Origin of the sequence: Streptomyces sp. SS1-1, from assembly GCF_008973465.1 — a bacterium.
Lineage (GTDB): Bacteria > Actinomycetota > Actinomycetes > Streptomycetales > Streptomycetaceae > Streptomyces.
Map to the genome: position 1 here is coordinate 7199044 of NZ_WBXN01000004.1, position 25773 is coordinate 7224816.

Genomic DNA, 25773 nt, shown 5'->3' on the forward strand with positions numbered 1-25773 from the left:
CCTTGCGCCGGACGGCCCCCGGACGTCACCGGAAAGACGGCACCGGCCGCCCGGCCGCCGCGCGACCCGGCACGATCGGCATGAGGGGCCCCGCCTCCTCGACGCCGACGCCGTGGAGGCGAGACCGCATGCACGAGACCGACCCGCCGTTCCGGCCGGTCCGCAGGCGCGACGGCTGTCTGCCGCTCGAGGACCTCGGCCTCATCGGCGACGGTACGACCGCCGCCCTCGTCGGCGCCGACGGCTCCATCCCGTGGCTGTGCCTGCCCCGCTTCGACGCCGACCCCGTCCTGTGCGGCCTGCTGGACCACGCCCGGGGCGGCCACTTCACCCTCGTACCCGAAGACCTCGTGGAGGCACGGCAGTTCTACGTGCCGGACACCGGCGTCCTGATCACCGAACTGCGCGGACCCACCGGGCTCGTCCAGATCACCGACGCGCTGTCGCTGCGGTCCGGCGCCGACCTCACCGACGACGTGCCGGCCGGCCGCGGCGAACTCGTACGCTCCGCACGCGTGCTGGACGGGCACGTCCGGCTGCGCGCCGAACTGGCGCCCCGCGGCGGCGCCCGGACCCGGGCCGTGTTCAGCGGGCTCGAGGTGCTGCCCAACGGGCGCCCCGACCTGCGGCTGCACCTGCGCTCCAACCGTCCGCTCCACGGCCTGCGCACCGTCCACGACCTGCGGCAGGGCGACCGCCTCGACGTCGTCCTGTCCTGGGGGCGCTTCCACCGGCACCACCGGTTCGACGCCGAGGCCATGCTGCGGGCCACCACCGACGCCTGGCACCGCTGGATGAGCCACCTCGACTACGCCGGCCCCGAGGAACAGCTGGTCCGGCGCTCCGCGATCACGCTGAAGCTCTGCGACGACTGGGCGCACGGCTCCCTCGTGGCCGCCCCCACGTCCTCCCTGCCCGCCCCCATCGGCGGCGTCCGGAACTGGGACTACCGCTACGCCTGGATCCGCGACGCCGCCTACGCCGTGTTCGCCCTGCGCCGCATCGGGTTCGGCGGCGAGGCCGACGCCTTCCTCGGCTGGGTCCTCGACGCCTTCGAGGACAGCGGACGGCCCCGCATCATGTACGACCTGCGCGGCGGACCGGTGCCGGACGAGGTCGTGGACGCCGGCCTGGAGGGGTACCGGCGGTCCGCCCCGGTGCGCTGGGGCAACGGCGCCGCCGACCAGCGCCAGCACGACGTGTACGGCGAGATCCTGGACTGCGCCCACCAGTGGCTGCGCGCCGGCGGTGACATCCAGCCCGCGCTCTGGGCGAGCCTGGCCGGCCTCGCCGACACCGCCGAGCAGGCGTGGCGCCACCCGGACCAGGGGATCTGGGAGGTGCGCAGCGAGGGCCGTGTCTTCACTTACTCGGCCGGGCTCTGCCAGGTCGCTCTGGACCGGGCCGCGCGCATCGGCGAACAGCTCGGACTGCCCGACCGCGTCACCGTCTGGCGGGACGCCGCGGAACGGCTGCGGCAGCTCGTCCTGGACTCCTGGGACCCCGGCGCGCGGACCCTCAGCGCGCACCTGGACGGCGGCGGCGCCCTCGACGCCAGTCTCCTCGCCCTCCCGCTGCGCGAGGTCGTACCCGCCGGCGACCCCCGCATGACGGCGACCACGGCCGCGATCGCCGAGCGCCTGTCGGCCGGCGGCGGCCTGCTGTACCGCTATCTGCACGAGGAGTCGCCCGACGGGCTGGCCGGCGCCGAGGGCGCGTTCGTGCTGTGCAGCTTCTGGCTGGTGGACAATCTCGTCGCGCAGGGCAGGATCGAGGAGGCGGAGGACCTGTACGCCTCGCTGTGCGCCCGGGCGAGCCCGCTGGGGCTGCTGTCGGAACAGATCGATCCCACGACAGGAGAGTTCATGGGGAACTTCCCGCAGGCCTTCAGCCACATCGGGGTTATCGCGAGCGGTGTGAACCTGGCCCGGGCCGGGGCGGGTGCCCGGCGATGATCACACGGCTCGCCGTCCTCGGCGCGACGGGCGACCTCACCGCCCGCTTCCTGCTGCCCGCGCTGGCCGCCCTGCGCGGCGCGGGCCACATCGGCGACGACCTGGACCTGGTCTGCGCCGGACGACAGGACTGGAGCACCGCGCGCTACCGGGAGTGGGCGGCGGAACGGCTCGGCCCCGCGCGGTCCGAGGACGCGGAGGCGGTGGTGGCGTCGGCCCGCTATGTGCGCTGCGACGTCACCGACCCGGGCGAGGTCGCCGCCGCCCTGGACGGGGACGGGTCCGTCGCCGTCTATCTGGCGCTGCCCCCGGCCGTGTTCCCCGCGGCGGTCGTCGCGCTGCACGGTGCCGGGCTGCCGGAGGGCAGCCGGATCGCCCTGGAGAAGCCGTTCGGCGAGGACCTGGCCGGAGCGCGGGAACTCAACCGGCTGCTCGCCCGTCTGGTGCCGGAGGAGGCGGTGTTCCGCGTCGACCACTTCCTGGCCATGACGACCGTGCAGAACGTCCTCGGCAGCCGGCTGGCCAACCGGGTGCTGGAGCCCCTGTGGAACAGCACGCACATCGCCGAGATCGAGATCGTCTGGGACGAGTCCCTCGCCCTGGAGGGCCGCGCCGGCTACTACGACCACGTCGGCGCCCTGAAGGACATGATCCAGAACCATCTGCTGCAGCTGATGTGCCTGGTGGCCATGGAACCGCCGATCACACTCGGCGAGCGCGACCTGCGGGACCGCAAGGTCGACGTCCTGCGCTCGGTACGGCCGCTGACCGAGGAGGACGCCGTGCGCCGCAGCCGCCGCGCACGCTATCTGCCGGGCCGGATCGGCGATTGTGACATCCCCGCCTACGCCGACGAGGAGGGCGTCGACCCGGGGCGCCGTACCGAGACGTTCGCCGAGGTGGAACTGGAGATCGACAACTGGCGCTGGGCCGGATGCGTCTTCCGGCTGCGCAGCGGCAAGGCGCTCGGCACGAACCGCAAGGAGGTCGCCGTGCGCTTCCGCTCCGTACCCCATCTGCCGTTCGGCCACGGGGAGACGGCTCTGCCGAACGTGCTCCGCTTCCAGCTCGAACCCGAGGGCCTCACCCTGGACCTGACGGGCACCGGCTCGCCCGCCCACGAGTTCACCCCGCTCACGCTCACCGCCCGGATGGACCCGCCGCCCCTGCCCGCCTACGGCAGGGTCCTGCTGGACGTGCTCACCGGCGACCCGGCCCTGTCGATCCGCGCGGACGAGGCCGAGGAGGCGTGGCGGGTCGTCGAACCCGTCCTGGCCGCGTGGCGCGAGGACCGCGTACCGCTGGAGGAGTACCCGGCCGGCTCCGACGGCCCGCCCGCCCGCTGACTCCGCGCGCCGCCCGCCGTGCTGGAAGGAGTCGACGACGCCCTGTAAACAGGCGGGTTGAGGGCGGGCCGGTCAGCCGGCCTGGCCCAGGGAGACGACGACCGCGCTCTCCGAGCCGCCCGGCGTGTGGTAGTGCACCGTGTCGCCGGGCTCGTGGCCCAGCAGGGCCCGGCCGAGCGGGCTGTCGACGGTGACCAGCGAACCGTCGGAGCCCACGGTCGTCTCCCCGACCTGGAACGTCTCCTGCGAGCCGTCCGTGAACCGCACGGTGACCGTGCTGCCCACGCCCACCCGGTCGTCCCGCGGCGGGCCCGCCGTGTCGGCCGTCTCCAGCCGGGCCGTGAGCTCCGTGATCCGGGCGTCGATCCGGCGCAGGTCGTTGGCGCGCTGCAACTCGTCGGCCGCGTCGGCGAGGTCGCCGACCGAGGCGTCCGAGTCCCTGAGGGTCGAGGCGACGGTGTCGCGCTCCGTGCGCAGCCGTGACAGCTCCTGCTCCAGTGCCTGACGAGCGGCGTTGCGGGGCGGCGCGGGTTGGCTGGACATGCCTGCTCCTGGGGCCGGAGACGATGTGTCCCTATTTTAGACACTTCGCCGGATCCTGACCCCTCCGAGCCCGCCGCCCGCCCGGACCCGCGCCGAGACGAGGAAACCCGCCCGTCAGCCGCCCAGCGCCGCGAGGACGACGGACTTGGCCTCCTCCTGGACCCGCCGCAGATGCTCCGGGCCCTGGAAGGACTCGGCGTAGATCTTGTACACGTCCTCCGTGCCCGAGGGCCGGGCCGCGAACCAGGCGCTGTCGGTGGAGACCTTGATGCCGCCGAGGGCCGCGCCGTTGCCCGGAGCCTCCGTGAGCACCGAGGTGACCGGCTCACCGGCGAGCGTGTCGGCGGTGACCTGGCGCGGGGACAACTTCGCGAGCAGCGCCTTCTCCTCGCGGGTGGCGGGCGCGTCGATCCGCGCGTACGCGGGGGAGCCGAAGCGCTCGGTGAGCCCCGCGTAGTGCTGCGACGGCGTGCGGCCGGTGACCGCCGTGATCTCGGAGGCCAGCAGCGCCAGGATGATGCCGTCCTTGTCCGTGGTCCACACCGAGCCGTCCCGGCGCAGGAAGGACGCACCGGCCGACTCCTCGCCGCCGAACCCGAGCGACCCGTCGGACAGACCGTCGACGAACCACTTGAAACCGACCGGGACTTCGACGAGTTCACGGCCGACGTCCGCCGCGACCCGGTCGATCATCCCGGACGACACCAGGGTCTTGCCGATCCCCGCGCCCGCCGGCCACCGCTCCCGGTGCGAGAAGAGGTACGAAATCGCCACGGCCAGATAGTGGTTGGGGTTCATCAGACCCCCGTCCGGGGTGACGATGCCGTGCCGGTCGGCGTCGGCGTCGTTGCCGGTGGCGATGTCGAACCGGTCGCGCCGCTCGATCAGCGAGGCCATCGCGTACGGCGACGAGCAGTCCATACGGATCTTGCCGTCCCAGTCCAGCGTCATGAAACGCCAGGTGGGATCGGTGAGCGGATTGACCACCGTCAGATCGAGCCGGTGCTCCTCGGCGATACGGCCCCAGTAGGCGACCGACGCGCCGCCGAGCGGGTCGGCGCCGATGCGCACCCCCGCCGACCGGATCGCGTCCAGGTCCAGCACCTGGGGCAGGTCGGCGACGTACGCGCCGAGGAAGTCGTGCCGGCCGGTGCCGGGCGCGGCCAGGGCACGGCGGTAGGGGACGCGCCGTACGTCCTTCAGGCCGCCCGCGATGATCTCGTTGGCGCGGTCCTGGATCCAGCGGGTCGCCTCGGAACCGGCGGGGCCGCCGCTGGGCGGGTTGTACTTGAAACCGCCGTCGGCGGGCGGGTTGTGCGACGGCGTGACCACCACACCGTCCGCGAGCGCGGCCGTACGGCCCCGGTTGTACGTGAGGATCGCGTGCGACACCGCCGGGGTCGGCGTGTACCCGTCGTTCTGGTCGATCAGGACGGTCACGTCGTTGGCGGCGAAGACCTCCAGCGCCGTGACCCGGGCCGGCTCGGACAGGGCGTGGGTGTCGGCGCCCAGGAACAGGGGGCCGTCGGTGCCCTGAGCGGCCCGGTACTCGCAGATGGCCTGGCTGGTCGCGGCGATGTGGTCGTCGTTGAAGGCCGCCGCCAGGGACGAGCCGCGGTGCCCGGAGGTGCCGAACGCCACCCGCTGCCCGGGCTCGGCCGGGTCGGGGCGCAGGGCGTAGTAGGCCGTCACCAGCCGGGCCACATCGACCAGGTCCTCGGGCCCCGCGACCTGCCCCGCACGCGCGTCCTGCATATCCCGCTCCTTACGCACACGTCGTCCGTTGGGTACGCCCCCATTGTCCCCCGCCCGTCGCGGCGGGACCCACCCGGCGCCCGTTGTGGCGTGTACCCGGCCGGTGCGACCATGCACTCCGGCGAGGGAAGGGGACCACGAGGTGAGCCACGACGACCGACGACCGCCCGCGGCCGTGCTGTTCGACGCGCTGGGCGCCGACTACGAGAAGGCGTTCGCGCACGCTCCCGCGCACCTGGCCGCCCTGGAGTGGCTGACCGCGCAGCTCCCGCCGGACGGCGGGCGCGTCCTCGACGTGGGCAGCGGCACCGGCCGGCTTACGGCGGCGGTGCTCGCCGCCGCCGGCCACTTCGTGCTCGGCGTCGACGTCTCCCCGGTGATGGTCGACCTGGCCACCCGTCAGGTGCCCGGCGCCGAGTTCCGCCGCGCCGACATCCGCGAACTCCCGCTGGACGACGCCTCCTTCGACGCGGTGTGCGTGTTCTTCTCGCTGCTCCAGATGTCCCGCGCCGACCAGGCGGCGCTGGTGCGGCGGCTGGCGTCGGCGCTGAAGCCCGGCGGGCACCTGGTGCTGGCCACGGTGCCCGCCGACGTCGAGGACGTCGAGGTCGTCTTCATGGGCCGCGCGATCCGCGCGACCAGCTTCCCGGAGGAGGGCGTGCTCGCCCTGGCCCGGGACGCGGGGCTGACGGTGCTCTCCACCGAGAGCGCGCTCTTCACCCCCGACCACCCGGACGGCGGCCCCGAACCGCACCTCTTCCTGCGCTGCCGCCGCGACGCGCCCTGACACGGCGTACAGCCGCCGCGGGTCAGCCGATCCTGGCCCCCGCACCGCTCACCCGGACCCGCGGGTCACCCGCGCGCAGCGTCACCGTCAACTCGCCCGGGCGGCCCATGTCCTGGCCCTGGAACAGGGTCAGGACAGCGTCCTCCGGGACCAGGCCCAGCTCCTGGGCGTAGGCGCCGAACGCGGCCGCGGCGGCACCGGTCGCCGCGTCCTCGACGACCCCGCCGACCGGGAAGGGGTCCCGCACATGGAAGACGGTGGGGGACTCTCGCCACACCAACTGGACCGTGGTGAGGTCGAGTCGGTGCATCAGCGCCTCCAGGCGCGCGAAGTCGTACGACAGGTCGGCGAGGCGTGCCCGGGTCGCCGCCGCGAGGACCAGATGACGGGCGCCCGCGAAGGCGATGCGGGGCGGGAAGGCCGGGTCCAGGTCGGCGGCCGGCCAGTCGAGCGCGGCCAGCGCCTCGTCGAGATCGGCGTCCGCGACCTCCTCCAGACGCGGCTCCACACTGGTCAGGGTGGCCCGGACCGTTCCGTCCTCGTCCGTCACCTCCACCGGGACGACACCGGCGGGCGTCGTGAACACCAGCTCGCCGGGCCCGATCCGCTCGGACAGCGCGATCGCCGCCGCGACGGTGGCGTGCCCGCAGAACGGCACCTCCGCCTTGGGGCTGAAGTACCGGATGGTGTACGCCCTCCCCTCCGGGCCCTCGCTGCCGGCGGGAGGCGCCGTGAGGAAGGCGGACTCCGAGTACCCGAGGTCCGCCGCGATGGCCAGCATGGCGTCGTCGTCCAGGCCGGTGGCGTCCAGGACCACACCGGCGCGGTTGCCCCCCTCGGGGGAGGTGGAGAAGGCGGTGTACCGGAGCACCTCGGGCTGCGCGTTCGTCGTCATGCACGCGAGAACCCGGCCGGGTCCAAGGTCATTCCCCCGCTCGCCGCCCCGTCGCCACTGAACGCCCGCAGCCGTGAACGACCGTACGCGTGAACGGAAAAGGGGCTGAGCCCGCGGGCGCCCGTTGTTAGGGTGCGTCCGTGTCAATGATCAGGAAGGTCCAGGTCACGTTCGACTGCGCCGACCCGGAGCGTCTCGCCCGCTTCTGGTGCGAGGTGCTCGGGTACGAGGTGCCGTCGCCCCCGGCCGGCTTCGCCACCTGGGACGCGTACCACGCGGCCCAGCCGGAGGAGAAACGCGGCGCGTGGTTCGCCTGCCAGGACCCCTCCGGGGTCGGACCCCGGCTGTTCTTCCAGCGCGTTCCCGAGGGGAAGGTCGTCAAGAACCGCGTGCACCTCGACGTGCGCGTCGGCACCGGCCTCCGGGGCGAGGAACGCCTCGCCGCGCTGGAGGCCGAGTGCGCGCGACTCCTCCCGCTCGGCGCGGTCCGCGAGCGCCTGCTGTACGACGGCGGGGACGACGCCTGCATCGTGATGCGGGACATCGAGGACAACGAGTTCTGCCTGGACTGAGCGCCCCGCTCAGAGGAAGCGCCGGATGGGCCTGACCGCGGTCTCCTTCACGCGCTGCGCCGCGGCGCGCCGGCGCCACCGGCGCAGGTCGATCTCGACGCTCCGTTCGAGGTCGGCGTCGAAGTCCCGGTCGAGCTTCGCGGTGAAGTCCTCGTCCAGCACGGCGAGCATGACCTCCTCGTCGTGGTCCATGGACCGCCGGTTGAAGTTGGTGGAGCCGATGAGGGCGGCCACCGAGTCCACGGTGATGATCTTGGCGTGCATCATCGTCGGCTGGTACTGCCGGATGTGCACACCGGCCTCGAGCAGCCGCGTGTAGTGGTGCTGGCCCGCCAGCTGGCAGGCCCGCTGGTCGGTGTGCGGCCCGGGCAGCAGGATCTCGACCCGCACCCCGCGCCGGGCCGTCCGGCACAGCAGGTCGATGAAGTAGTCGTCCGGCGCGAAGTAGGCGGTCGCCAGCCGGAACCGCTCCTCCGCCGAGGTGAGCATGACCCGGATGAGGGTCTGCATGTCCTGCCACCCGATGCTGGCCGACCCGCGGACGACCTGTACCACCGACGACCCCTCCTGCGGGTGCGGGGTGAAGCGGTCGCGCTCGTCGAACAGCTCCTCGTGGCACTCCGCCCAGTTCTGCGCGAACGCGGCGGCGATCCCGTCCACGGCCGGGCCGCGGACCTGTACATGGGTGTCCCGCCACTCGGACGGGTCGCGCGCGTCTCCGCACCACTCCTCGGCGATCCCCACACCGCCGGTGAACGCGGTGTGCTCGTCGACGATGAGGGCCTTGCGGTGACAGCGGTGGTTCTGCTTGAACGGGGACAGCCACACGGGCTTGCGGAACCAGGCGATCTCGACGCCGGCCGAACTCATCAGCTCCAGCAGCCGGCCCTCGATCTCCTTCGCGCCGAACCCGTCCAGCAGCAGCCGCACCCGTACGCCCGCGTGGGCGCGCCCGGCGAGGGCGACGGCGAAGTCACGGGCGATCTGACCCTTCCAGTAGACGAAGGTCATCATGTCGATGGTGTGCTCGGCCCTGCGGATCGCGCCGAGCATCGCCGGGAAGATCTCGTCGCCGTTGCGCAGCGGGACGAGCGCGTTGCCCTCCGTCGCCGCCACCCCGATGAGCCGCTCCAGCCGGCGGCGCAACCGCTGCTTGCGGTCCTCCGCCGCCGCCGACTGTCTGTCCTGGTCGGGACCGGGTGCCGGTATGCCGTCGAGTATCACGTCGGGTCTCCACAGGGCGAGAAGTACGTCAGGGGGCCGCGGAAGCGGCCCCCTGAGCGGATGCCCCGTCGGCGCGTGCTCACGCCCCGCGGCCGTACGGGTGTCCCCGCGGCGGTCAGCCGCCGACGTACCAGCTGAAGCCGCCGTTGCTCGCGGCGAGCGTGACGAACAGGATCCACAGGACCACGTCGACCACGCCGAGGATGATGCCGGCCTTCGCCATGCCCGCGCCGTTCCCGCCTCCGGCCTGACGCCGGGCGAGGGCACCGAAGACGATGGCCAGGGGGCCGAGGATGATGTTCAGGATGAACAGGCCGACGATGCCGCAGACCAGGCTCGCGATCGCCATGCCGTTGGTACGCGACCCCGACGTGGCCGAGGAACCACCGTAACTCGCCATTGCACACTCCCTGTTGCCTTCGCGCGACGCCGAACGTGCCGCGCTCTCCTCACTGTTGGCTGCCTTGCCCGAATGCCCCCATCCGGGCGACTCATGTCTGGGGGAGGGCAACGGTCGGGCCCCTTCGGCAGTCGTACGCAGTGCCGGACGCGGCAGTGGGAGCGCCCCTGGGAGGAACGATGAGTCGTCGCGGTGTCGTCGTGGGAACCGCCGTGCTGCTGCTGGTGGGAGCCGGTGTTCCGGCCGGAGCCGCCCCCGCCGGCCGGGCGGGCGAGCCGGTGGTCGCGGGGGCCGTCGTCAACCAGGGACGTGACGTCGTCGTGGGCACCACGCACGACGTGACCTTCCCGGTCACGGTCACCGGCTCGGGGAACCCGGCCCTGACGTTCGTGGACGTCGATCTGAAGGGGCCGCACGGTGGCTTCTTCACGACAGACGCCTACTGCGAGACCGCCACGGCCTGCACGACGAGGTTCACCGTCAACGCCCACCTCGCGCCGGGCGCCGACGACCCGGTGGACCTCACCGACGCGCAGGCGGGCACCTGGACCGTCGACGCGCTCGCCGAGACCGGGGACGGCCGGTCCGTCCTCGCCCGGGACGCGGGATCGTTCTCCCTCAAGCGGGCCGCACGGCTCACGGCGAACGCCTCACCGGAACCGGTGGCCAAGGGCGCCTGGCTCGCCGTCGGCGGCCGGCTCGTCCGGGCCGACTGGGACACGTACCGGTACACCGGATACGCGGGCCGGACGGTGCAACTGCAGTTCCGGCCGAAGAACTCCAGCACCTACACCACCGTGGCGACCGCCAGGACCAACCGCGCCGGCGACCTGCACTTCAGGGTGAAGGCCCTCAGGGACGGCTACTGGCGCTGGAACTTCGCCGGCACCGCCACCACGGGCGCGGCGAAGGCCGCCGGCGACTACGTGGACGTACGCCCCTGACGCGCAGGCGGTCAGGCGGTCAGTCCCTGCCCCGGACCACGGTCACCGGGCAGTGCGCGTGGTGCAGGACGGCCTGGCTGACCGAACCGAGCAGCAGTCCGGCGAAACCGCCGCGTCCCCGTGCGCCCACCACGACGAGCTGGGCGTTCCTGCTGGCCTCGATCAGCATCTCGCGGGGCTCACCGCTCAGCACCTGCTGCCGGACCACCACGTCCGGGTACCGCTCCGCGAACCCGGCGACCGCGAGCGCCAGCAGCCGCTCGGCTGCGTCCACTCCCGTACCGGCGGGCGCGTAGTCCGGCTGCCACACGTGGACGGCGAGCAGTTCGGCCCCGCGCAGATCCGCCTCGGCGACGGCGAACTCCAGCGCCCGCTCGCCCTGCGGGGACCCGTCGACGGCGACGACGACCGGCCCGCTCTCGTGCGGTTCGCCGCGGATCACCAGCACCGGGCACTGGGCGTGCGCGGCGAGGGAGACGGCCGTCGACCCCAGCAGCATCCCGACGAAGCCGCCGACGCCGCGGGCGCCCACGACCAGCAGGTCCGCGGTCCGTGACTCGGCGGTCAGCACCTCCACCGCGCCGCCGTGCACCACCTCATGGGTGACCTCCACCTCGGGGGCCACCGCGTGGGCGTGATCCGCCGCCTCCCGCATCAGCTCCTCCACCGGCGCCGGGTCCGGCGGCGAGTACATCGGCCGGGTCAGCGGGCCGAAGGCATGCACCACCCGCAGCCCGGCCCCGCGCCGCGCGGCCTCGTGCGCGGCCGTCTCCACCGCCGCCCGGCACGACGACGACCCGTCCACACCGGCGACCACGAGCTTTCCCACCGGACCTCCTGCACCACCGGACCCCCGAACGACACGCCTTCGCCAGGATCACTCCGGCCGGGCGGCGCTGCCACCCATGCGCGCCCGGACGGCTCACCCGCCGTCCGGTCCGCCGGGCGCCGGGCAGGTCCTCCCGGGCGGGCAGAACCAGGCGGCCGCCGTGTCGATCAGCTCGCGTTCGGCGGAGTCGTCGTTGCCGGGGCCGTAGGCGACCAGCGCGTAGCGGTTGTCGTCGGACGCCCGGAACCGGTGGTCGATGACATGCCGTAGCGACCCGGAGTCCGACTCGCCGGCGATCTCCCTGGCCCGGTACTCGTGTTCGGCCGCGTCGTCCGGAGCCGACGGGATCCGGCCCATCGTGATCCGCTCGTACCCGTCCAGCCGGGCGGCGGCCTCCTGGGCGATGACGAGCGAGTCGTACGGCGCGAACTCCTCCAGCTGGAAGATCTGCAGGCGGCGCAGACCGTCCGGGCTGCGGTAGTCGACGATCCTGATGCCGTACTTCGAATCACCGTACTTGGGCGTCCAGCCGGTGGGCACCGCGATACGGAACCCCTCCTCGTCCTGCACCTCCGCGTACCCGTCGGGCAGGACACCGGACGCCGTGGCCGTGCCGTCCGTCGCCTCGGCCGTCTCCGTCTCCGTCGCCGGGTCGGTGGGCTCGGTGCCCTCCTGTTCCTGCGCGGTGGGGGACGGGGGCGGCGGAGGTGGTTCCGGCTCGTCCTTCCAGCCGAAGGCCCAGACACCGAAGCACATCCCCACCGCGGCCAGCACCATGCCGCCGCGCCGCACCACGAGCTGCTGGCGCGGCAGATCCAGGTCCCGGTCCGGCCGGCGGAGACGTTCGCGGTGCTCGTCCGCCCAGTCCTGCCGTTCCCTGTCGTACACCTTCATCGCCGTCGTCCCTCCACGCTGGCGGCCGTCTGCGTCGTCCGGTCGGCCGTCAGCCGAGCAACTGGGCGATGCCCTGCACCACGGCGGTCGCCGACGCCACCGCGCCCGCCGCTGCCGCCTGCGAGCCGAGCCACCGCCGGACACTGCCCAGCACCCGGGTGAGCCGCGCCTGCTCGGCCGTGCCCGAGCCGGTGATCTCGTCCCGCAGGCCCACGAGTTCGTCGCGCAGGGCCGCCTCGTCCGCTCCGCGCCCGGCCCCCTCGGGCAGCTCCGCCAGCAACTCCCGTACGGCGGTGAGCAGTTCCTGATGGGTGGTGTCGAGCGCGGCACCGCCCGTGGTGTTGTACGAGACGGCCCGGCCCTCCCGGCCGGTGGCGATGGAGCCGCCGGACATCGACCCGATGGTGACGCCACCGCCGGCCGTGTTCGGGCCCTCGCCCCCGGAGGGCTGCGGGGAGGTCGTGTTCTCGCTCATGCGGGGTTCCCTTCCTGACGCGCACGGCCGTTGCCGGGCGGGGGAGCGGTGTGCGAGGTCGCCTGTCCGTGGCTGCCGGTGGCGATGGAGCCGCCCGACATGTCCTGGATGAAGACGCCTCCACCGCTGACCTGGTAGATGTGCTGCTCGAACTCCTCGGTCCGGTAGCCGTGTTCGCGCAGCGCCGTTCGGACGCCGCCCACGATCCGCTCCTCGACCGTCTTGATGTACCGCTCGGCGTCCATGTCCTGGAAGCGCGAGAGCTTCTGCTGCGCGGCGAGCGCCCGCAGCGAGACACGGGGCACGTCCGGCGGTCCAGCCCCCTCGGACCGGCCGGAGGCGCGCTCCCGGCGCAGCCCGCCGAGCGCGCCGATCGCGCAGTCCAGGCCGATCGCGGGAGCGTGCCGCAGGGCGCGCAGCGCCCCGCGGTACCACTTCTCCGGCAGCCGCTCCACCAGCGCGTCCACGCCGCGGAACTCCTTGCGGATCGGGCCCAGCACATAGGACTCGACCTCCAGGACGAGCATCCCGCCCTGGGTGTGCACCCGCACCAGCACGGTCACGACGAGCTGTTCGTGCCAGCCGCCGACACGGACGCGCAGGAAGACCCGCCGGGCCTCGCCGCCCTCGTCGATCGCCTCGTCCAGATGCGCGGCGATCTGCTCCGGGTCGTAGACCGCGTACGCGCCCGTGCCGCGGCCCCCGTCCGGACCGGCGTGGGCGCTCGCGTCGTCCACACCCCCGAGCTCCACCCGCTCGGCACGGCCGACGCCTCCCGGCAGGAACAGGAACCGCTCGATCTCCAGCTCCCGCAGCCGGTCGCGCCCGGTGCGCGCCGCGGACGCCCGCAGCTCCCTCAGCTGCGGCTCGATCAGGTCCAGCGCCGCACGGGCCGTCAGCCGCTCCCTGGCACGCGGCGGAACACCGGTCGCGTGCCCGTCGGCGCCGCCGCGGTCCCCGCCGTCGACCTGCGCGGGGATACGGTCCCGGCGGCCGTCGGGCAGCTTGCGCAGCTCCATGGCGAACGACCAGCTCCGTTTGCGCCCGCCCAGCCCGACGAACGGCCGCTCCACGTCGTACAGCGTGACCGGGGCGTGCTGCTCCCGGCGGATGTCACGGACCAGGTCGTCGTACGGCGGGCCCGCGGGCAGGCCGGGCTGGGCGGCGGTGCGGAACGTCCACTTCGACAGCCACTGGCACAGCGCCTTGCGGTGCTGGGCCTGGTGGTGCCAGCCGACGAGCGCGATCGCGAGGGGGAAGAGCGCCGGGTACGGCGTCTGCGCGGTGCCGTCCACGAGTCCGGCCAGGTACCAGTACCAGTACAGGGCGACCAGCAGCAGACTGCCCGCGGTGGCGAGGCCGCTCACACCGTTGGCGGCGCGGGCCACCGGGGCGGGCAGCCCCAGCTCCTTCACGGAGGGACCCCGTTCGCTGAGGACGCCCGCGAACCACAGGGCCAGCGTGACGAGGGCGTACAGCTGGGACCACGGCAGCCACAGCTCGCCGGAGACGTTCAGCGTGCCGTCGTACAGCGCGGCGAACACCTGCGCGAAGCCGAAGTCGGCGTCGGGGCCCCAGCGGTCGGACAGGCCGTCCCACGCCATCAGGACGTCGGAGGCGATGAACCCGGCCCACACCGCCAGCATCAGCAGCGCCGTCCGGGCCTCCTGGCGGCCGATGCGGACGGCGTGGGCCAGCACCGGCAGGACGTCCACGCCGAGGGACGGGGCGACGGGGCGCTCCCGGTGGCCCACGAGCTCGTCGACGACCTGGCGTCGGAAGGAGGCGTCCTGATAGACGCCGGCGCACAGCAGCCGGGTGGCCTCCGTGCGGCTGTAGCGGTCTTCGGGAAGGCTGGTGCCCGGCACTGTGCTCCCATGGTCGTGAAGGGTGGTGCTGTCCCCGGTACGACCCGACGGCCCCGGCGCTGCACGAGCGCCGCCTCACGGCGGCGGTGCGCCACCGGACGAGGGCTCCGGGAACAGAAGCGCGAGGCTAGAGGAGCGCGGCCCGCGACACGCGCGGCACAAACGCTTACTCGCCCGATCCGGTGAATATGCCAGGGGCCCCTGGACAGCCGTCGGCTGCCCACGTCCGGGCGGACCCTACCGGTGCCGGAGACCGGTCAGGAATCGAGAAGCGTGGCGCCCGGGACCCTTCTAGCGTCGTCCCCATGACTTCCAGCGACATGACGTCCATCGACTTCCTCACCCTCGAAGTGGCCGACCCGGCCGCCGCCGAACGCTTCTACACGACCGCCTTCGGGCTGCAGGGCCAGATCCGCTTCCGGGCCTCCGACGCGCCCAGCACCGGGTTCCGCGGCTTCACCCTGTCCCTGGTGGTGGCCCAGCCCGCCGACGTCGACGCCCTGGTCGGCGGGGCGCTGGACGCGGGCGCCACCACGCTGAAGCCCGCCGCCAAGTCGCTGTGGGGCTACGGCGGTGTCGTCCAGGCACCCGACGGGACGATCTGGCAGGTGGCCTCCTCGTCCAAGAAGAACACCGGCCCGGCCACCCGCGACATCCAGGACGGCGACGACGTCACCGTCCTGGATGTCGCACATGTCGGCGCCCATGTAACCGGTCGGCAGGATGTCGGACAGGAAGAGCACCTGTTCGTCGGTCAGATCCGACTCGATCTTGAGGGCGTTGGCGTCGGCGAGCACCACCCGCGCGTACTCGGCCTGACCGCCGGCGAACCCGCCGGTGAGATGGGAGTACCCGTAGATGCCGCAGGTCGGATGGCCGAACATCTTCTCCGAGACACCGGCGTTCGGGTTGCTGTTCTCGCAGCACGAGTACAGTTCCGCGCGGCAGGACGCGCACGCGCCGCAGGCGATGGGGAAGGGCACCACGACCCGGTCGCCGACGCGGAGTGTGCCGTCGCCGATGCCCGGCCCCACCTCGACGACCTCACCCATGAACTCGTGGCCCAGGATGTCGCCCTTCTGCATGGTGGGCACATAGCCGTCGACCAGATGGAGGTCGGAGCCGCAGATCGCCGTCTTGGTGACCTTCACGATGACGTCACGGTCGTTCAGGATCGAGGGGTCCGGAACGTCCTGCACCTGGACCGAGTTGCGGCCCGTCCAGCAGTTGGCCTTCATGCCAGGGCCTCCTTCAGTTCGTCCTCGGTCAGCGGCCGGGCGGGGTGCTGCGGGAACTCGCCCCGGGCGCGCTTGCCACCGGGCGCGCCCTCGGAGCGGACGACCTCACCGACCTCCGCGATCTGCTTGAAGCGGCGGAGGTCGTCGTCCAGTTGCTGGTGCGGCTCCTCGCCGAAGTAGCGGGCCGCCGCCTTGCCCAGAGGGCCCCCGGGCAGTTCGTAGCGCAGGGACACCCGTATCTCCGTGCCCTGGCCGCCCGGCGCCGGCACGAAGCGGACCTCGCCCGCGTTGCCGATGTCGGCACCGTCCGCCGAGCGCCAGGCGATCAGTTGGCCCGGGACGTCCTGGGTGGTCTCGGCGTCCCATTCGACGGTCCTGCCGAACGGTGCGCGGGCCTTCCAGTGACTGGTGCGCGGACCGGTCACCCGCACCTCGTCCAGGTGCGCCATGAAGTCCGGCAGGCGCTCCAGGTCCTTCCAGAGGGCGTAGGCCTCGTCCGGGGACCGGGTGACGGTGGTCGTCGCGGTCAGTTCCATCGGTTTGCTCCCACGCGTACGGGTCACGGCGGCGTAGACGTCCGTGGCGGTGATGGCGGTGACCGCCGCGGTCGCGGCGACGGTGCGTCCGAGGCCGCGCCCGTCGTGGTTCCTCAGGGCCCGGGCGAGCATCGTCAGATCCATGAGGTCGCCGCCGACGCGCCCCCAGAGCCAGACGGGATGCGGACGTCCCACCAGACCGGCGGCCGCGACCAGTTCACGTACGCCGACGGCGGTCGCGGCCGATCGGTGCCGGGGGGCGTCGCCCACGCCCAGGGCCCGCGTGAAGTCCGCCGGGGCGACGACCTGGGGTATGCCCAGGAACGCGCTGGCCCAGCCGAGGCCGCGTACGAGCGGATCGTGTCGCAGACGGGAGGTGGGGCGGGTGCCTGTGGTCATCGGTGCTCCTCGCGTGCGGAGAGGCGGACGGAAGGGAATCGGACGGAACGGAGGCGGAGGGAACGGAGGCGGCGGAACGGAAGGTGAGCCGCGTCAAGGGGAGGCCCGCACGGGCGGGGCACCCCGGAACCCGCACTACCGCTTGCGGCCGTTGCCGTTGCCGTTGCCGTGGCCGTCGGGGTGCAGGACGACCTTCGTCCAGCCCTCGTCACGGGCGTCGAAGTGCTCGTAGGCGGTGGGAGCCTCGTCCAGGCCGAGCTCATGGGAGACGATGAAGCCCGGCGTCGCCTTCCCGCCGGCGATCAGATCGCGCAGCGCCCGGTTGTACTTCTTCACCGGCGCCTGCCCCGTGCCCATGCGCTGGCCCTTGAACCACATCGTCCCGAAGTCGATCGGCACCTTGCCCTGTGCCTCCCACTCGCCCTGCGCCTCCTGGCCGCCGGGGTCCTCGGGCAGGAACACGCCCACCACGCCGATGTCGCCCGTGAACCGGACCGAGTCGATCAGGCTGTTCAGGGTGAGGCTGGCGTCCTCATGCCCTCCGGGGTCGTGCGCCTGGTACCCGACGCACTCGCACCCGTTGTCGGCGCCCAGGCCGAGAGTGGCCTCCTTGACGACCTCCGCCGGGTCCTGCTCGGCGGTGTTGATCGGGATGGCCCCGATCTCCTCCGCCTTGCGCAGCCGATCGGGCTGGTGGTCGGCCACCCAGACGCGGCCGGCGCCCTTGAGGACGGCGGAGTAGGCCGCCATCAGGCCGACGGGACCGGCGCCGAAGACGATCGTCTGGTCGCCTGGCTTGACGTTCGCCATCTCGGTGGCGTGGTAGCCGGTGGGGAAGATGTCGGCGAGCATCACGTAGTCCGACTCCCGCTCGACGGCGTCCTCGCCGAGGCGCAGCGCGTTGAAGTCGCCGTACGGCACCCGCAGCAACTCCGCCTGGCCACCCTGGTAGGGGCCCATCTCGGCGAAGCCGTACGCGGCTCCGGCGAGGGAGGGTTCCGGCTGCATGGTCAGGCAGTAGTTGGTCAGCCCCCGCTCACACTGCTTGCAGAAGCCGCAGGCGATGTTGAAGGGGAGCACCACGTACTCGCCCACCCGGACCTTGCTGACGGCCGAGCCGACCTCCACGACCTGGCCCATGTTCTCGTGCCCCAGCGTGCGGCCGGACTCGAACGAGGTGCGGCCCTCGTACATGTGCAGGTCCGAGCCGCAGATGTTGGTGGCGGTGATCTTGACGATGATGTCGCAGGGGTGCTCGATCTTCGGGTCCGGTACGTCCTTCACCGTGACGGTGCGCGGTCCTTCGTATACGGCTGCCTTCATGATGCGGTCCCTGGCTGTCGCTGCGTGGCGGTGACGAAGGCGCGAGGAACCCCTACCGGGACGAAGCCCGTGGTTCCGGCACGCCCGCGCGAGGCGTTCCCCCGGATCAGGAAGAACGGCGTCTCACCCACCCGGTCCACCGGCGAAGCCTCGACACTCCGACGGCGTGCGGTGCGGGTCCCCGCCAGCCTGCGGACGAAACGGTCACCTATCGTCGGAATCGGCCGGTTTGTTCGGGCGGGGGGCGGTCGGTGGTGTATGGGGGGGGTGCCTCTGGCCGTCCAGTGGGCCCCCTGGTGTTGGTGCCACGCACTCGCCCGACATGCCCCGCAGGGGCAGCCGCAGTTGCCTCGTACCCTGCCCCGCCCCTAGGGTGAATGCGCTTTCATTCGTAGGTCGACGCCTTGCGCGACCAGCAAGGACGGGGGAACGATCATGGAGGGCGCCGCATCGTGAACGCCGCACCCACGGTGTACGACGTCGCCGAGCGCTCCGGCGTGTCCATCGCGACCGTGTCCCGGGTCTACCGCAACCCCGACTCCGTACGCGCCGCCACCCGCGAGCGCGTCCTTGCCGCCGCCCGCGAACTGGGCTACGTGCCGAGCGGCAACGCGCGGGGTCTCGCCAGCCGGTCCACCGGAGTCCTCGGCCTCTGCTTCCCCGACTACGCGGACCCGGACACCGCGGACATCGAGGACGACGACGCCGCGATGCTCTACTCCGACCAGATCATCCGCGGCATGGAACGCGCCGCCCGCCGCCACGGCTACGCCCTGCTGATCGCCGCCTCGCTCGAAGGCGGCCCGGAGAGCCTCGTGGCCAAGGTCGCCGGCCGCGTCGACGGCTTCGCGGTGCTCGCGCGGACCGTCCCGACCGAGGAACTGGAGGTCATCTCCCGCCGCCAGCCCGTCGTCATGCTCGCCGGACCGCGCGCCGACCCCTCCCTCGACCACCTCGACCACGTGGAGGTGGCCAACGAGGACGGCCAGTACGAACTGACCCGGCACCTCCTCCACGACCACGGGCTGCGCCGCCTCGCCTACGTCGGCGTCGACGACACGTCCCCGGACGTCGAGGCCCGCTTCCGGGGCTTCCGGCGCGCCTGTGCGGAGGCGGGGGCCGACACCGGGACGGACCCCGCGCTGCGGATGCCGATGATGACGCAGGCGGAGGGCGCCCGCGCGGCGGACCTGCTGTGCGACACCGACACCGACACCGACGCCGACGGCGAACGGCCCGAGGCCTTCGTCTTCGCCAACGACCAGATGGCCGTGGGCGCCCTCCAGGCCCTGGAACGCCGGGGGGTACGGGTGCCGGACGACGTGGTCGTCACCGGGTTCGACGGCATCCCGCTCAGCCGGCTGGTCCGGCCCTCCCTCACCACGGTCCGACAGCCGATGGTGCGCCTGGGCGAACAGGCCGCCGAACTGCTGATCGGACGATTGCGCGGCCAGAGCGGCGACGAGCCGGTCTCCCTCGTCCTGCCGGTCAGCGTCGCCCGCCGGGCGAGCTGCGGCTGCGCCGACACGGCGGCGGGGGCGTTCGGCGCGGTGTGACCTGTGTCGCCGCGCTCGTAGCGATGACCCGCGATGACCTCCCCCTCAGTCCGTCAGTCCGTCAGTCCGTCCCGCCGGGCGATCTTCGGGAAACGGTGGTCTATTGAAGACGGCCACTGCCGTGCGCCCGGTCGGCCGCGGCGCGGGGTGAGTTCCGTGGGGGCTGGGCCCTTCGACCACGTGACGGTCTCCCGGGACGTCGGACGTGGCGGATGGGCAGGTGGCGCATGTCAGGGACGGCGGCGGAGGCCAGGCGACGAGACGCGGCGCGGGCGCGCCGGGTGCTCGCCCCGCTGGCGCTGGCGCAGTTCATCTGCAGCTTCGCCGGCTCCAACATGAACGTGATGATCAACGACATCAGCGACGACCTGGACACCACCGTGCAGGGCGTCCAGGTGGCGATCACGATCTTTCTGCTCGTGATGGCCGCGCTGATGATCCCCGGCGGGAAGCTGACCGACAAGTGGGGGCGCAAGCGCTGCCTGCTCGCAGGGCTCGTGGTCTACGGCGTCGGGGCGGTGCTCAGCGCGGCCGCGCCCGGGCTGGGCGTGCTCATCCTCGGCAACTCGATCCTGGAGGGCGTGGGTACCGCGCTGCTGATCCCGCCGGTCTACATCCTGACCACCCTCCTGTTCACCGACACGGGGTCACGGGCGCGCGCGTTCGGCGCGATCATGGCGATGGGCGGGGTCGGGGCGGCCGCCGGACCGCTGATCGGCGGTCTGATCACGAGCGCGATCAGCTGGCGGGCGGCGTTCGTCTTCCAGGCGCTGGTGATCGTCCTGATCGTGGTGCTCAGCCGCGGGATCGACGACCCCCTGCCACCCGATCCCGCCCGCCCCTTCGACACGGTCGGTGCCCTGCTGTCGGCGGCGGGCCTCGTGCTGCTGGTGACGGGCATCCTGGCCGTCGACGACAACGGCTGGCTGGCCCTGGCCCTGCTGCTGGCCGGCGCGGCCGTGCTCACCGCCTTCCTCGCCTGGGTGCGCCGCCGCGAGCACGTCGGCCGGGAAGCGCTGCTGTCGACGGCACTGTTCCGCGACCGCACCTCGAACCTGGGGCTGCTCACGCAGAACACGCAGTGGCTCATCCTGATGGGAGTGTCGTTCACCGTCGCCGCCTATCTGCAGGTGGTGCGCGGCTACGACGCGATCGGGACGGGGGTCATCTTCACCGCCGCGACCCTCGGCATCCTCGTCACCTCGCTGGCCGCCGAGAAGCTGGCCCGGCGCCACGCGCAGCGCACCCTCGTCATGGCGGGCTTCGTCGTGACGGTCGTCGGCATCGCCGTGCTGCTGACGCTTGTCGCCTGGCAACCCGGGGCCTGGGCGTTCGCCCCCGGTCTGCTGCTGATCGGGTCGGGTCTCGGCGTGATGCTCACCCCGTCGGTGAACGTGGTCCAGTCGTGCTTCCCGGAGTCGCGGCAAGGGGAGATCTCCGGCCTGTCGCGGAGCGTCTCCAACCTCGGCTCCTCCCTCGGCACGGCCGTGGCGGGCACGATCCTGGTGTCCGGGCTCAGCAAGGGCGGGTACGCGGCGTCCATGGCGGCGCTCGCCGTCGTCGGCCTGGGCGGGCTGACCGCAGCGGCCCTGCTTCCCCGCACCGGCGGGCCCGCTGCCGCCGGAGCGGATACGGCGACTCCGCCGGACGCCTCCCGGCAGTGACCTCCGGCGGTGACCTCCGACAGTGACCCCTGGCAGTGACACATGGCAGTGACCCCGGCGTGCGCGCCGACGGTTCGCCGGTCAGCCGGACGGGTCACCGTCCCGCTCAACCGGGCCGGCCTGCCGCGCGGTCGAGTTCCTCGTCCAGGGCGAGGGCCGCGTCGATGAGGGCCAGGTGCGTGAAGGCCTGCGGGAAGTTCCCCAACTGCTCGCCCGAGGGGCCGATCTCCTCGGCGAACAGGCCGACGTGATTGGCGTAGGTGAGCATCTTGGAGAACGCGTACCGGGCCTGGGTGAGCCGCCCGGCCCGGGCGAGCGCCTCGACGTACAGGAAGCTGCACAGGTTGAAGGTGCCCTCCGAGCCGCGCAGACCGTCGGGGGACGCGGCCGGGTCGTACCGGTAGACGAGGCTGTCGCTGACGAGTTCGCCGTCCATGGCGTCGAGCGTCGTCAGCCAGTCCGGGTCGGTGGGCGTCAGGAACCCCACCTTGGGCATCAGCAGCAGGGAGGCGTCGAGGACGTCCGTGTCGTAGTGCTGCACGAACGCCTTGCGCTTCTCGTTCCAGCCGCAGTCGATGAGCTGCCGCAGGACGGCGTCGCGTGCGGCCCGCCAGCGGTCGATGTCGCCGGGGCGGGAGTGGCGGGTGGCCAGGGTGACGGCGCGGTCGAAGGCCACCCACGTCATCAGGCGGCTGTACGTGAAGTCCTGACGGCCGCCTCGTGTCTCCCAGATGCCCTCGTCCGGCCGGTCCCAGTGGTCGGTGAGCCAGTCGATGACGCGCGCGAAGGCGTGCCAGCCGCGGACGGCGCCGATGTCGTCAGCCTCAGCTAGGGCGTAGGCGGCCTCGCCGTAGATGTCCAGCTGGATCTGGTCGGCCGCCGCGTTGCCGGCCCGTACCGGGGCCGAACGCCGGTAGCCCTCGAAGTGGTCGAGCACCTCCTCGGTGAGGTGCGGTTCGCCGTCGACGCGGTACATGATCTGCAGCGGCTCCCCGGAGGCGGTGCCGCCGGCGTCCAGGCGGTCGCGAAGCCACCGGCGGAAGGCGTCGGCCTCCGTGACGAACCCGAGGCCGGTCAGGGCACGCACCGACAGCGACGCGTCGCGGACCCAGGTGTAGCGGTAGTCCCAGTTGCGCTCCCCTCCGATCTGCTCGGGCAGGCCCATCGTGGCGGCGGCGATCGGGGCGCCGGTGGGCGCGTAGGTGAGGAGTTTGAGGGTGATGGCGGAGCGGGTGACCATCTCGTGCCAACGGCCGCGGTAGCGCGAGGCGCGCAGCCAGTCCAGCCAGAACGCCGTGCAGGCCTCGAGCTCCGAGCCGGCCATGTCGACGGACAGGGGCGTGCCTCCGGGGCGCCCGCTCAGCGCGCCCGGCTCGCCGGACTCGGCGGTCAGCAGCACGGCGGCGCGTTCACCGGCTCGCAGGGTGAAGCGGGCGGAGACGTCCGTGCCGTCCGGGTGCAGGGCGACCTGGTCCGTGGCCTGCAGATGAAGGTCCGTGCCCGGACCACGGAACAGCACCGATCCGTCGTCGTGGCGGGTCAGCGTGTGCGGGGCCCTGCCGTAGTCGAAGCGGGGCCGGCAGATCAGCTCGAAGGGCATGCTTCCGCGGACCACCCGCACGATCCTGATCAGCCGGTGCCGGGCGACGGGCGACGGCGTGGTGACAGGCGGCATGAAGTCGGCCACCTCGCCGACCCCGCTCGGCGCCATGAATCGCGTGATGAGTACGGCGGTGTCCGGCAGGTAGAGCTGGCGCACGGTGACGTCGTCGCCGAGATCGGCGGCCAGCCGGCAGAAGCCCCCACGGTCGCTGTCGAGCAGTGAGGCGAACACGCTGGGGGAGTCGAACCGGGGCGTGCACCACCAGTCGACGGTGCCGTCGGCGGCGATCAGCGCCGCGGTCTGCAGATCGCCGACCAGACCGTGGTCGGCGATCGGGGGGTAGTCGTGCACAGCGCCTCCTCGGCTCAGCGGCGGTGAGAGCCACCCCCCCCGCCACCGCCCCGGCGCCCACTCGCGCCCACGCCCCGCCCGGTCCCCTCATCATGGCGAGGCGGGGCGCCGCCAGCCACTTGTGCGGGCGTCGCGCGAGACCGGGACGCGGATCGTCTCCGACGCCGGTGGCCGTGGTGAGTCCGGAGGGCCGGCATCGGTACAGTCCAGCAGCCGGTGCCGATGGACCCGGAGCGCCTGGGCGACGGCAGCCGGCCAGCGCGATGCAGGACTCGATGCGACTTCGGTGGTGCACGGTGTAGCTTCTGCCGGGTGGAGACAGGGGAGTTGATCGGGGCGGGGCGGACGGCGGATGTGTTCGCCCTCGACGGGGGCCGGGTCGTGCGGCGTTACCGCGACGGTGCGGACGCCACCGGTGAGGCGGCCGTCATGGCGTACCTGGCCGAGCACGGGTATCCGGTGCCGGCGGTGTGGCCGGGCGCGGAGCCCGGGGAGTTGGTGATGCAGCGGCTGTCGGGGCCGACGATGCGGGAGGCGCTGGTCGCGGGCACGCTCAGCGGCGACGAGGCGGGCGAGATGCTGGCTGATCTGCTGCTGCGCCTGCACGCCGTCCCACCCCGGGTCGGGGCCGAACCCGCCCACCGCATCATCCACCTCGACCTGCATCCGGAGAACGTCTTCCTCACCCCCGACGGCCCCGTGGTGATCGACTGGGCCACGGCCCAGGAGGGCCCGCCCGGCCTGGACACCGCCATGGCCGCGCTGATCCTCGCGCAGGCGGCGCTCACCATGCCGGCCGCCGCCGAGGTCGCGCGGAGTGTCCTCCCCGCCTTGGTGCGTCGACTCGGCGGCACCGACGGCATGCTGCTGCCCGAGGCCAGGGCCCGGCGGGCCGCGAACCCGACGCTCACACAGGAGGAGACCGCCGCCCTCGACGAGGCGGTCGCCCTGATCCTGGCGGCAGGAGCCGACGCCGGTGACGGCGTCCTCCAGTAGTCACGGCGTCCTCCGGTAATGACGGCGTCCTCCGCTAGTGACGCCGTCCTCCAGTAGGGGCGCAGCGATGGGTCAGTTCTGGTTGACCGGCCAGACGGCCGCCGGATCGCAGCGGGCCGGGCACGCCAGCAGGTAGACCTCGTTGCCCAGGAACAGCACATAGGCGTCGGCACGGACGCTGTCGGGCTGTTCCGGCCGGCCGGCGTGGACGGCGAACTCCATGTCCTCCGGAACCTGGCACACGTACACCAGGTCCTCGCCGCACGCGCAGGAGTAGAGCTCGGGGTCCTGCGCCCAGGACGGGGTGCCGCCCACCTTGAAGGTCTGGGCGGCCTTCTCCGGGGTGTCGGTGAAGGGCCGCAGCGTCAGCGGAAGCCCGCGCACGGACGGCTCGGCCTCCGATGCCGGCCGCGCCTCCCGGCTCTGGATCAGGACCCGCCAGAACGGCGCCGGGTGCGGCGGCTGCGGAGCGTCCCAGTACCGCGCCACGAGCCGGCCGTCGGCGAGCTGCGGGGTGGACGGGTCGTTGTGCGCGCGGCAGTGGAAGACGAGGAGGTGGTCGCCGCCGAAGGGCTCCACGTCCGAGGGGATGTCGACCTGGAAGAACAGGGCCAGCCGCTCACCGCAGAAGCACTCGGGCCAGTCCTGGCCGGGATCGAGGTGGGGCCAGCCGCCCACCGAGTTCCGCGCCGGACGGTCCAGCGGTTCTGTTCCGATCTCGACCTCGTAGGCAGGCAGTACCACCTGTGTCCCCCTCGTGCCGCTTGTCCTGCTCGGCTTGCCCGGCTTGCGTTCGATCGCCCGCCCAGCCTATGAATGCGGCTGTCGGCGATGATCTCCGGGGGCCGGTGTGGATGAAGAGGCGTGCTTGCGCCGCTACGGGCTCCGTCCCGTCGGTGCGGACCTCGACGAGGTCCGTGCGCTCCTCGGAGAGCACGCGGCGCGTGAGCGACGCTCTCACGGCGAGGGAGACACCATCCTGATGAGGCTCTGCTGCGTCCAGCTGTTCAACAGCGGCGGCCTCGACGACGTGCTCCTCATCTGGGACGCGAAGCGATCCAGCTTCGACGCGGCGTGCTCGATCGACGCCGAGCTGCTGCTCGGGCACGGGCTCGACGCCACGAAGGCCCACTTGTCGGCCCACCGGGCGCCCGCTGCCTCGGCGGCGCTGGACCGGCTGCGCGAGCTCGAGGCGGCTGGGGCGTTCGAGGACTTCTCCGTGGAGGAGTTCTCCGCCTCCTGTGACGAGTACTACGCCGGCTGAGGCATCCGTAGAGTCTCCCCGTCGCTCGCCGGGTGGCGGGAGCAAAGACGCCTCGGCCTCCTCGACCCCCGCGGGCCGCCTCCATCCCAGGTGCCCTTCGCGACGTGCGTCGCTTCGACCGCTCATCCGCAGGTGAACGGCACAGTCGGCAGCACGCCCAGCACTCCCGTGCCCCCTGCCGCCGCCCCCACCCCCGTCGGCGGTATGAATCACACATCCTTTCCCTATGCAATGATCCGACCTACGTTGCTGGGGCGGGGCCGGCCGCGAACGCGCGAGGAGAGCCGGTGCCGTGCGGGCCGCCCCGTGGGTTTCGCGCTCGTTACCGGAGTGTGACCACAACCCCTCTTGTCAGG

General features: G+C 72.7%; 22 protein-coding genes and 2 pseudogenes. 10 read left to right on the top strand and 14 right to left on the bottom strand.

The window, feature by feature from the left end; translation table 11 throughout:
* The first annotated feature begins 128 nt into the window (after positions 1 to 128).
* On the top strand, positions 129 to 1955 hold the full coding sequence (locus F8R89_RS34320) for a glycoside hydrolase family 15 protein (RefSeq protein ID WP_151787664.1): 1827 nt from the start codon (positions 129 to 131) through the stop codon (positions 1953 to 1955).
* Entirely contained in the window at positions 1952 to 3301 is a 1350-nt protein-coding gene (locus tag F8R89_RS34325; RefSeq protein WP_151787665.1) for a glucose-6-phosphate dehydrogenase, read from the top strand. The genes F8R89_RS34320 and F8R89_RS34325 overlap by 4 nt, the downstream gene beginning before the upstream one ends.
* A gap of 72 nt (positions 3302 to 3373) precedes the next feature.
* On the opposite strand, the gene F8R89_RS34330 is transcribed toward F8R89_RS34325, so the two are convergent.
* Positions 3374 to 3844, bottom strand: coding sequence for a GreA/GreB family elongation factor (locus F8R89_RS34330; RefSeq protein ID WP_151787666.1), 471 nt, complete (start codon positions 3842 to 3844; stop codon positions 3374 to 3376).
* Between the two features lie 114 nt (positions 3845 to 3958).
* Complete coding sequence (gene pgm, locus F8R89_RS34335) at positions 3959 to 5599, bottom strand: phosphoglucomutase (alpha-D-glucose-1,6-bisphosphate-dependent) (RefSeq protein ID WP_151787667.1); 1641 nt, start codon at positions 5597 to 5599, stop codon at positions 3959 to 3961.
* Positions 5600 to 5741: 142 nt separating this feature from the next.
* On the opposite strand from pgm, the gene F8R89_RS34340 reads away from it, so the two are divergent.
* Positions 5742 to 6386, top strand: a complete 645-nt coding sequence (locus F8R89_RS34340) for a class I SAM-dependent methyltransferase (RefSeq protein ID WP_151787668.1) — start codon at positions 5742 to 5744, stop codon at positions 6384 to 6386.
* Positions 6387 to 6408: 22 nt separating this feature from the next.
* Here the strand turns inward: F8R89_RS34340 and F8R89_RS34345 are convergent, their stop codons facing one another.
* On the bottom strand, positions 6409 to 7281 hold the full coding sequence (locus F8R89_RS34345) for a PhzF family phenazine biosynthesis protein (protein WP_151787669.1): 873 nt from the start codon (positions 7279 to 7281) through the stop codon (positions 6409 to 6411).
* A 140-nt stretch (positions 7282 to 7421) separates the two neighbouring features.
* Between F8R89_RS34345 and F8R89_RS34350 the strand changes: the two genes are divergently transcribed.
* Complete coding sequence (locus F8R89_RS34350) at positions 7422 to 7853, top strand: VOC family protein (protein ID WP_151787670.1); 432 nt, start codon at positions 7422 to 7424, stop codon at positions 7851 to 7853.
* Positions 7854 to 7862: 9 nt separating this feature from the next.
* On the opposite strand, the gene F8R89_RS34355 is transcribed toward F8R89_RS34350, so the two are convergent.
* Positions 7863 to 9077, bottom strand: coding sequence for a phospholipase D-like domain-containing protein (locus tag F8R89_RS34355; protein ID WP_192806307.1), 1215 nt, complete (start codon positions 9075 to 9077; stop codon positions 7863 to 7865).
* A 115-nt stretch (positions 9078 to 9192) separates the two neighbouring features.
* On the bottom strand, positions 9193 to 9477 hold the full coding sequence (locus F8R89_RS34360; protein ID WP_151787671.1) for a DUF4190 domain-containing protein: 285 nt from the start codon (positions 9475 to 9477) through the stop codon (positions 9193 to 9195).
* A gap of 179 nt (positions 9478 to 9656) precedes the next feature.
* Between F8R89_RS34360 and F8R89_RS34365 the strand changes: the two genes are divergently transcribed.
* Positions 9657 to 10421, top strand: a complete 765-nt coding sequence (locus F8R89_RS34365; RefSeq protein WP_151787672.1) for a calcium-binding protein — start codon at positions 9657 to 9659, stop codon at positions 10419 to 10421.
* Positions 10422 to 10440: 19 nt separating this feature from the next.
* On the opposite strand, the gene F8R89_RS34370 is transcribed toward F8R89_RS34365, so the two are convergent.
* The 4 genes from F8R89_RS34370 to F8R89_RS34385 all read right to left on the bottom strand — a co-directional run bounded on the left by F8R89_RS34370 (position 10441) and on the right by F8R89_RS34385 (position 14487).
* Positions 10441 to 11250: a universal stress protein gene (locus tag F8R89_RS34370; protein ID WP_192806308.1), complete on the bottom strand. Its 810-nt coding sequence runs from the start codon at positions 11248 to 11250 to the stop codon at positions 10441 to 10443.
* A 93-nt stretch (positions 11251 to 11343) separates the two neighbouring features.
* The gene (locus F8R89_RS34375; protein WP_151787673.1) at positions 11344 to 12144 is read right to left on the bottom strand and encodes a hypothetical protein; all 801 of its coding nucleotides are present in this window, start codon (positions 12142 to 12144) and stop codon (positions 11344 to 11346) included.
* A 49-nt stretch (positions 12145 to 12193) separates the two neighbouring features.
* Entirely contained in the window at positions 12194 to 12619 is a 426-nt protein-coding gene (locus F8R89_RS34380) for a hypothetical protein (protein WP_151787674.1), read from the bottom strand.
* Entirely contained in the window at positions 12616 to 14487 is a 1872-nt protein-coding gene (locus tag F8R89_RS34385) for a hypothetical protein (protein ID WP_151787675.1), read from the bottom strand. The genes F8R89_RS34380 and F8R89_RS34385 overlap by 4 nt, the downstream gene beginning before the upstream one ends.
* Positions 14488 to 14807: 320 nt before the next feature.
* Between F8R89_RS34385 and F8R89_RS37005 the strand changes: the two are divergent.
* Positions 14808 to 15143 (top strand): annotated as a pseudogene (locus tag F8R89_RS37005) (VOC family protein); the annotation flags it as partial.
* 201 nt (positions 15144 to 15344) lie between these two features.
* Here the strand turns inward: F8R89_RS37005 and F8R89_RS34395 are convergent.
* The 3 genes and pseudogenes from F8R89_RS34395 to F8R89_RS34405 all read right to left on the bottom strand — a co-directional run.
* Positions 15345 to 15725 (bottom strand): annotated as a pseudogene (locus tag F8R89_RS34395) (alcohol dehydrogenase catalytic domain-containing protein); the annotation flags it as partial.
* Positions 15722 to 16660: an SRPBCC family protein gene (locus tag F8R89_RS34400; protein WP_151787676.1), complete on the bottom strand. Its 939-nt coding sequence runs from the start codon at positions 16658 to 16660 to the stop codon at positions 15722 to 15724. The gene F8R89_RS34400 and the pseudogene F8R89_RS34395, both read right to left, overlap by 4 nt.
* 135 nt (positions 16661 to 16795) lie before the next feature.
* Positions 16796 to 17983 (bottom strand): glutathione-independent formaldehyde dehydrogenase, encoded by a 1188-nt coding sequence (locus F8R89_RS34405; RefSeq protein WP_151787677.1) that lies wholly within the window; start codon positions 17981 to 17983, stop codon positions 16796 to 16798.
* 452 nt (positions 17984 to 18435) lie between these two features.
* On the opposite strand from F8R89_RS34405, the gene F8R89_RS34410 reads away from it, so the two are divergent.
* Together F8R89_RS34410 and F8R89_RS34415 are read left to right on the top strand one after the other, a co-directional pair.
* Positions 18436 to 19539: a LacI family DNA-binding transcriptional regulator gene (locus F8R89_RS34410; protein ID WP_225994578.1), complete on the top strand. Its 1104-nt coding sequence runs from the start codon at positions 18436 to 18438 to the stop codon at positions 19537 to 19539.
* Between the two features lie 227 nt (positions 19540 to 19766).
* Positions 19767 to 21203, top strand: a complete 1437-nt coding sequence (locus tag F8R89_RS34415; RefSeq protein ID WP_151787678.1) for an MFS transporter — start codon at positions 19767 to 19769, stop codon at positions 21201 to 21203.
* Positions 21204 to 21309: 106 nt separating this feature from the next.
* Here F8R89_RS34415 and F8R89_RS34420 read toward each other — a convergent pair whose 3' ends face one another.
* A complete protein-coding gene (locus tag F8R89_RS34420) occupies positions 21310 to 23157 on the bottom strand; it encodes a glycoside hydrolase family 15 protein (RefSeq protein ID WP_151787679.1) in 1848 nt (615 codons plus the stop codon).
* Between the two features lie 312 nt (positions 23158 to 23469).
* On the opposite strand from F8R89_RS34420, the gene F8R89_RS34425 reads away from it, so the two are divergent.
* Positions 23470 to 24153, top strand: coding sequence for a phosphotransferase (locus F8R89_RS34425; RefSeq protein ID WP_151787680.1), 684 nt, complete (start codon positions 23470 to 23472; stop codon positions 24151 to 24153).
* Positions 24154 to 24225: 72 nt separating this feature from the next.
* On the opposite strand, the gene F8R89_RS34430 is transcribed toward F8R89_RS34425, so the two are convergent.
* Positions 24226 to 24897 (bottom strand): hypothetical protein, encoded by a 672-nt coding sequence (locus tag F8R89_RS34430; RefSeq protein WP_151787681.1) that lies wholly within the window; start codon positions 24895 to 24897, stop codon positions 24226 to 24228.
* Between the two features lie 238 nt (positions 24898 to 25135).
* On the opposite strand from F8R89_RS34430, the gene F8R89_RS34435 reads away from it, so the two are divergent.
* Positions 25136 to 25417, top strand: a complete 282-nt coding sequence (locus F8R89_RS34435) for a hypothetical protein (protein ID WP_225994579.1) — start codon at positions 25136 to 25138, stop codon at positions 25415 to 25417.
* The last annotated feature ends 356 nt before the right edge of the window (positions 25418 to 25773 follow it).

Excerpts from the sequence above, each read along its gene's own strand:
- F8R89_RS34345 (WP_151787669.1), bottom strand. The coding sequence starts at position 7,281 with ATGACGACGAACGCGCAGCCCGAGGTGCTCCGGTACACCGCCTTCTCC.
- F8R89_RS34405 (WP_151787677.1), bottom strand. The coding sequence starts at position 17,983 with ATGAAGGCAGCCGTATACGAAGGACCGCGCACCGTCACGGTGAAGGAC.
- F8R89_RS34415 (WP_151787678.1), top strand. The coding sequence starts at position 19,767 with ATGTCAGGGACGGCGGCGGAGGCCAGGCGACGAGACGCGGCGCGGGCG.
- pgm (WP_151787667.1), bottom strand. The coding sequence starts at position 5,599 with ATGCAGGACGCGCGTGCGGGGCAGGTCGCGGGGCCCGAGGACCTGGTC.
- F8R89_RS34435 (WP_225994579.1), top strand. The coding sequence starts at position 25,136 with ATGAGGCTCTGCTGCGTCCAGCTGTTCAACAGCGGCGGCCTCGACGAC.
- F8R89_RS34400 (WP_151787676.1), bottom strand. The coding sequence starts at position 16,660 with ATGACCACAGGCACCCGCCCCACCTCCCGTCTGCGACACGATCCGCTC.
- F8R89_RS34360 (WP_151787671.1), bottom strand. The coding sequence starts at position 9,477 with ATGGCGAGTTACGGTGGTTCCTCGGCCACGTCGGGGTCGCGTACCAAC.
- F8R89_RS34320 (WP_151787664.1), top strand. The coding sequence starts at position 129 with ATGCACGAGACCGACCCGCCGTTCCGGCCGGTCCGCAGGCGCGACGGC.
- F8R89_RS34325 (WP_151787665.1), top strand. The coding sequence starts at position 1,952 with ATGATCACACGGCTCGCCGTCCTCGGCGCGACGGGCGACCTCACCGCC.
- F8R89_RS34330 (WP_151787666.1), bottom strand. The coding sequence starts at position 3,844 with ATGTCCAGCCAACCCGCGCCGCCCCGCAACGCCGCTCGTCAGGCACTG.
- F8R89_RS34380 (WP_151787674.1), bottom strand. The coding sequence starts at position 12,619 with ATGAGCGAGAACACGACCTCCCCGCAGCCCTCCGGGGGCGAGGGCCCG.
- F8R89_RS34375 (WP_151787673.1), bottom strand. The coding sequence starts at position 12,144 with ATGAAGGTGTACGACAGGGAACGGCAGGACTGGGCGGACGAGCACCGC.
- F8R89_RS34365 (WP_151787672.1), top strand. The coding sequence starts at position 9,657 with ATGAGTCGTCGCGGTGTCGTCGTGGGAACCGCCGTGCTGCTGCTGGTG.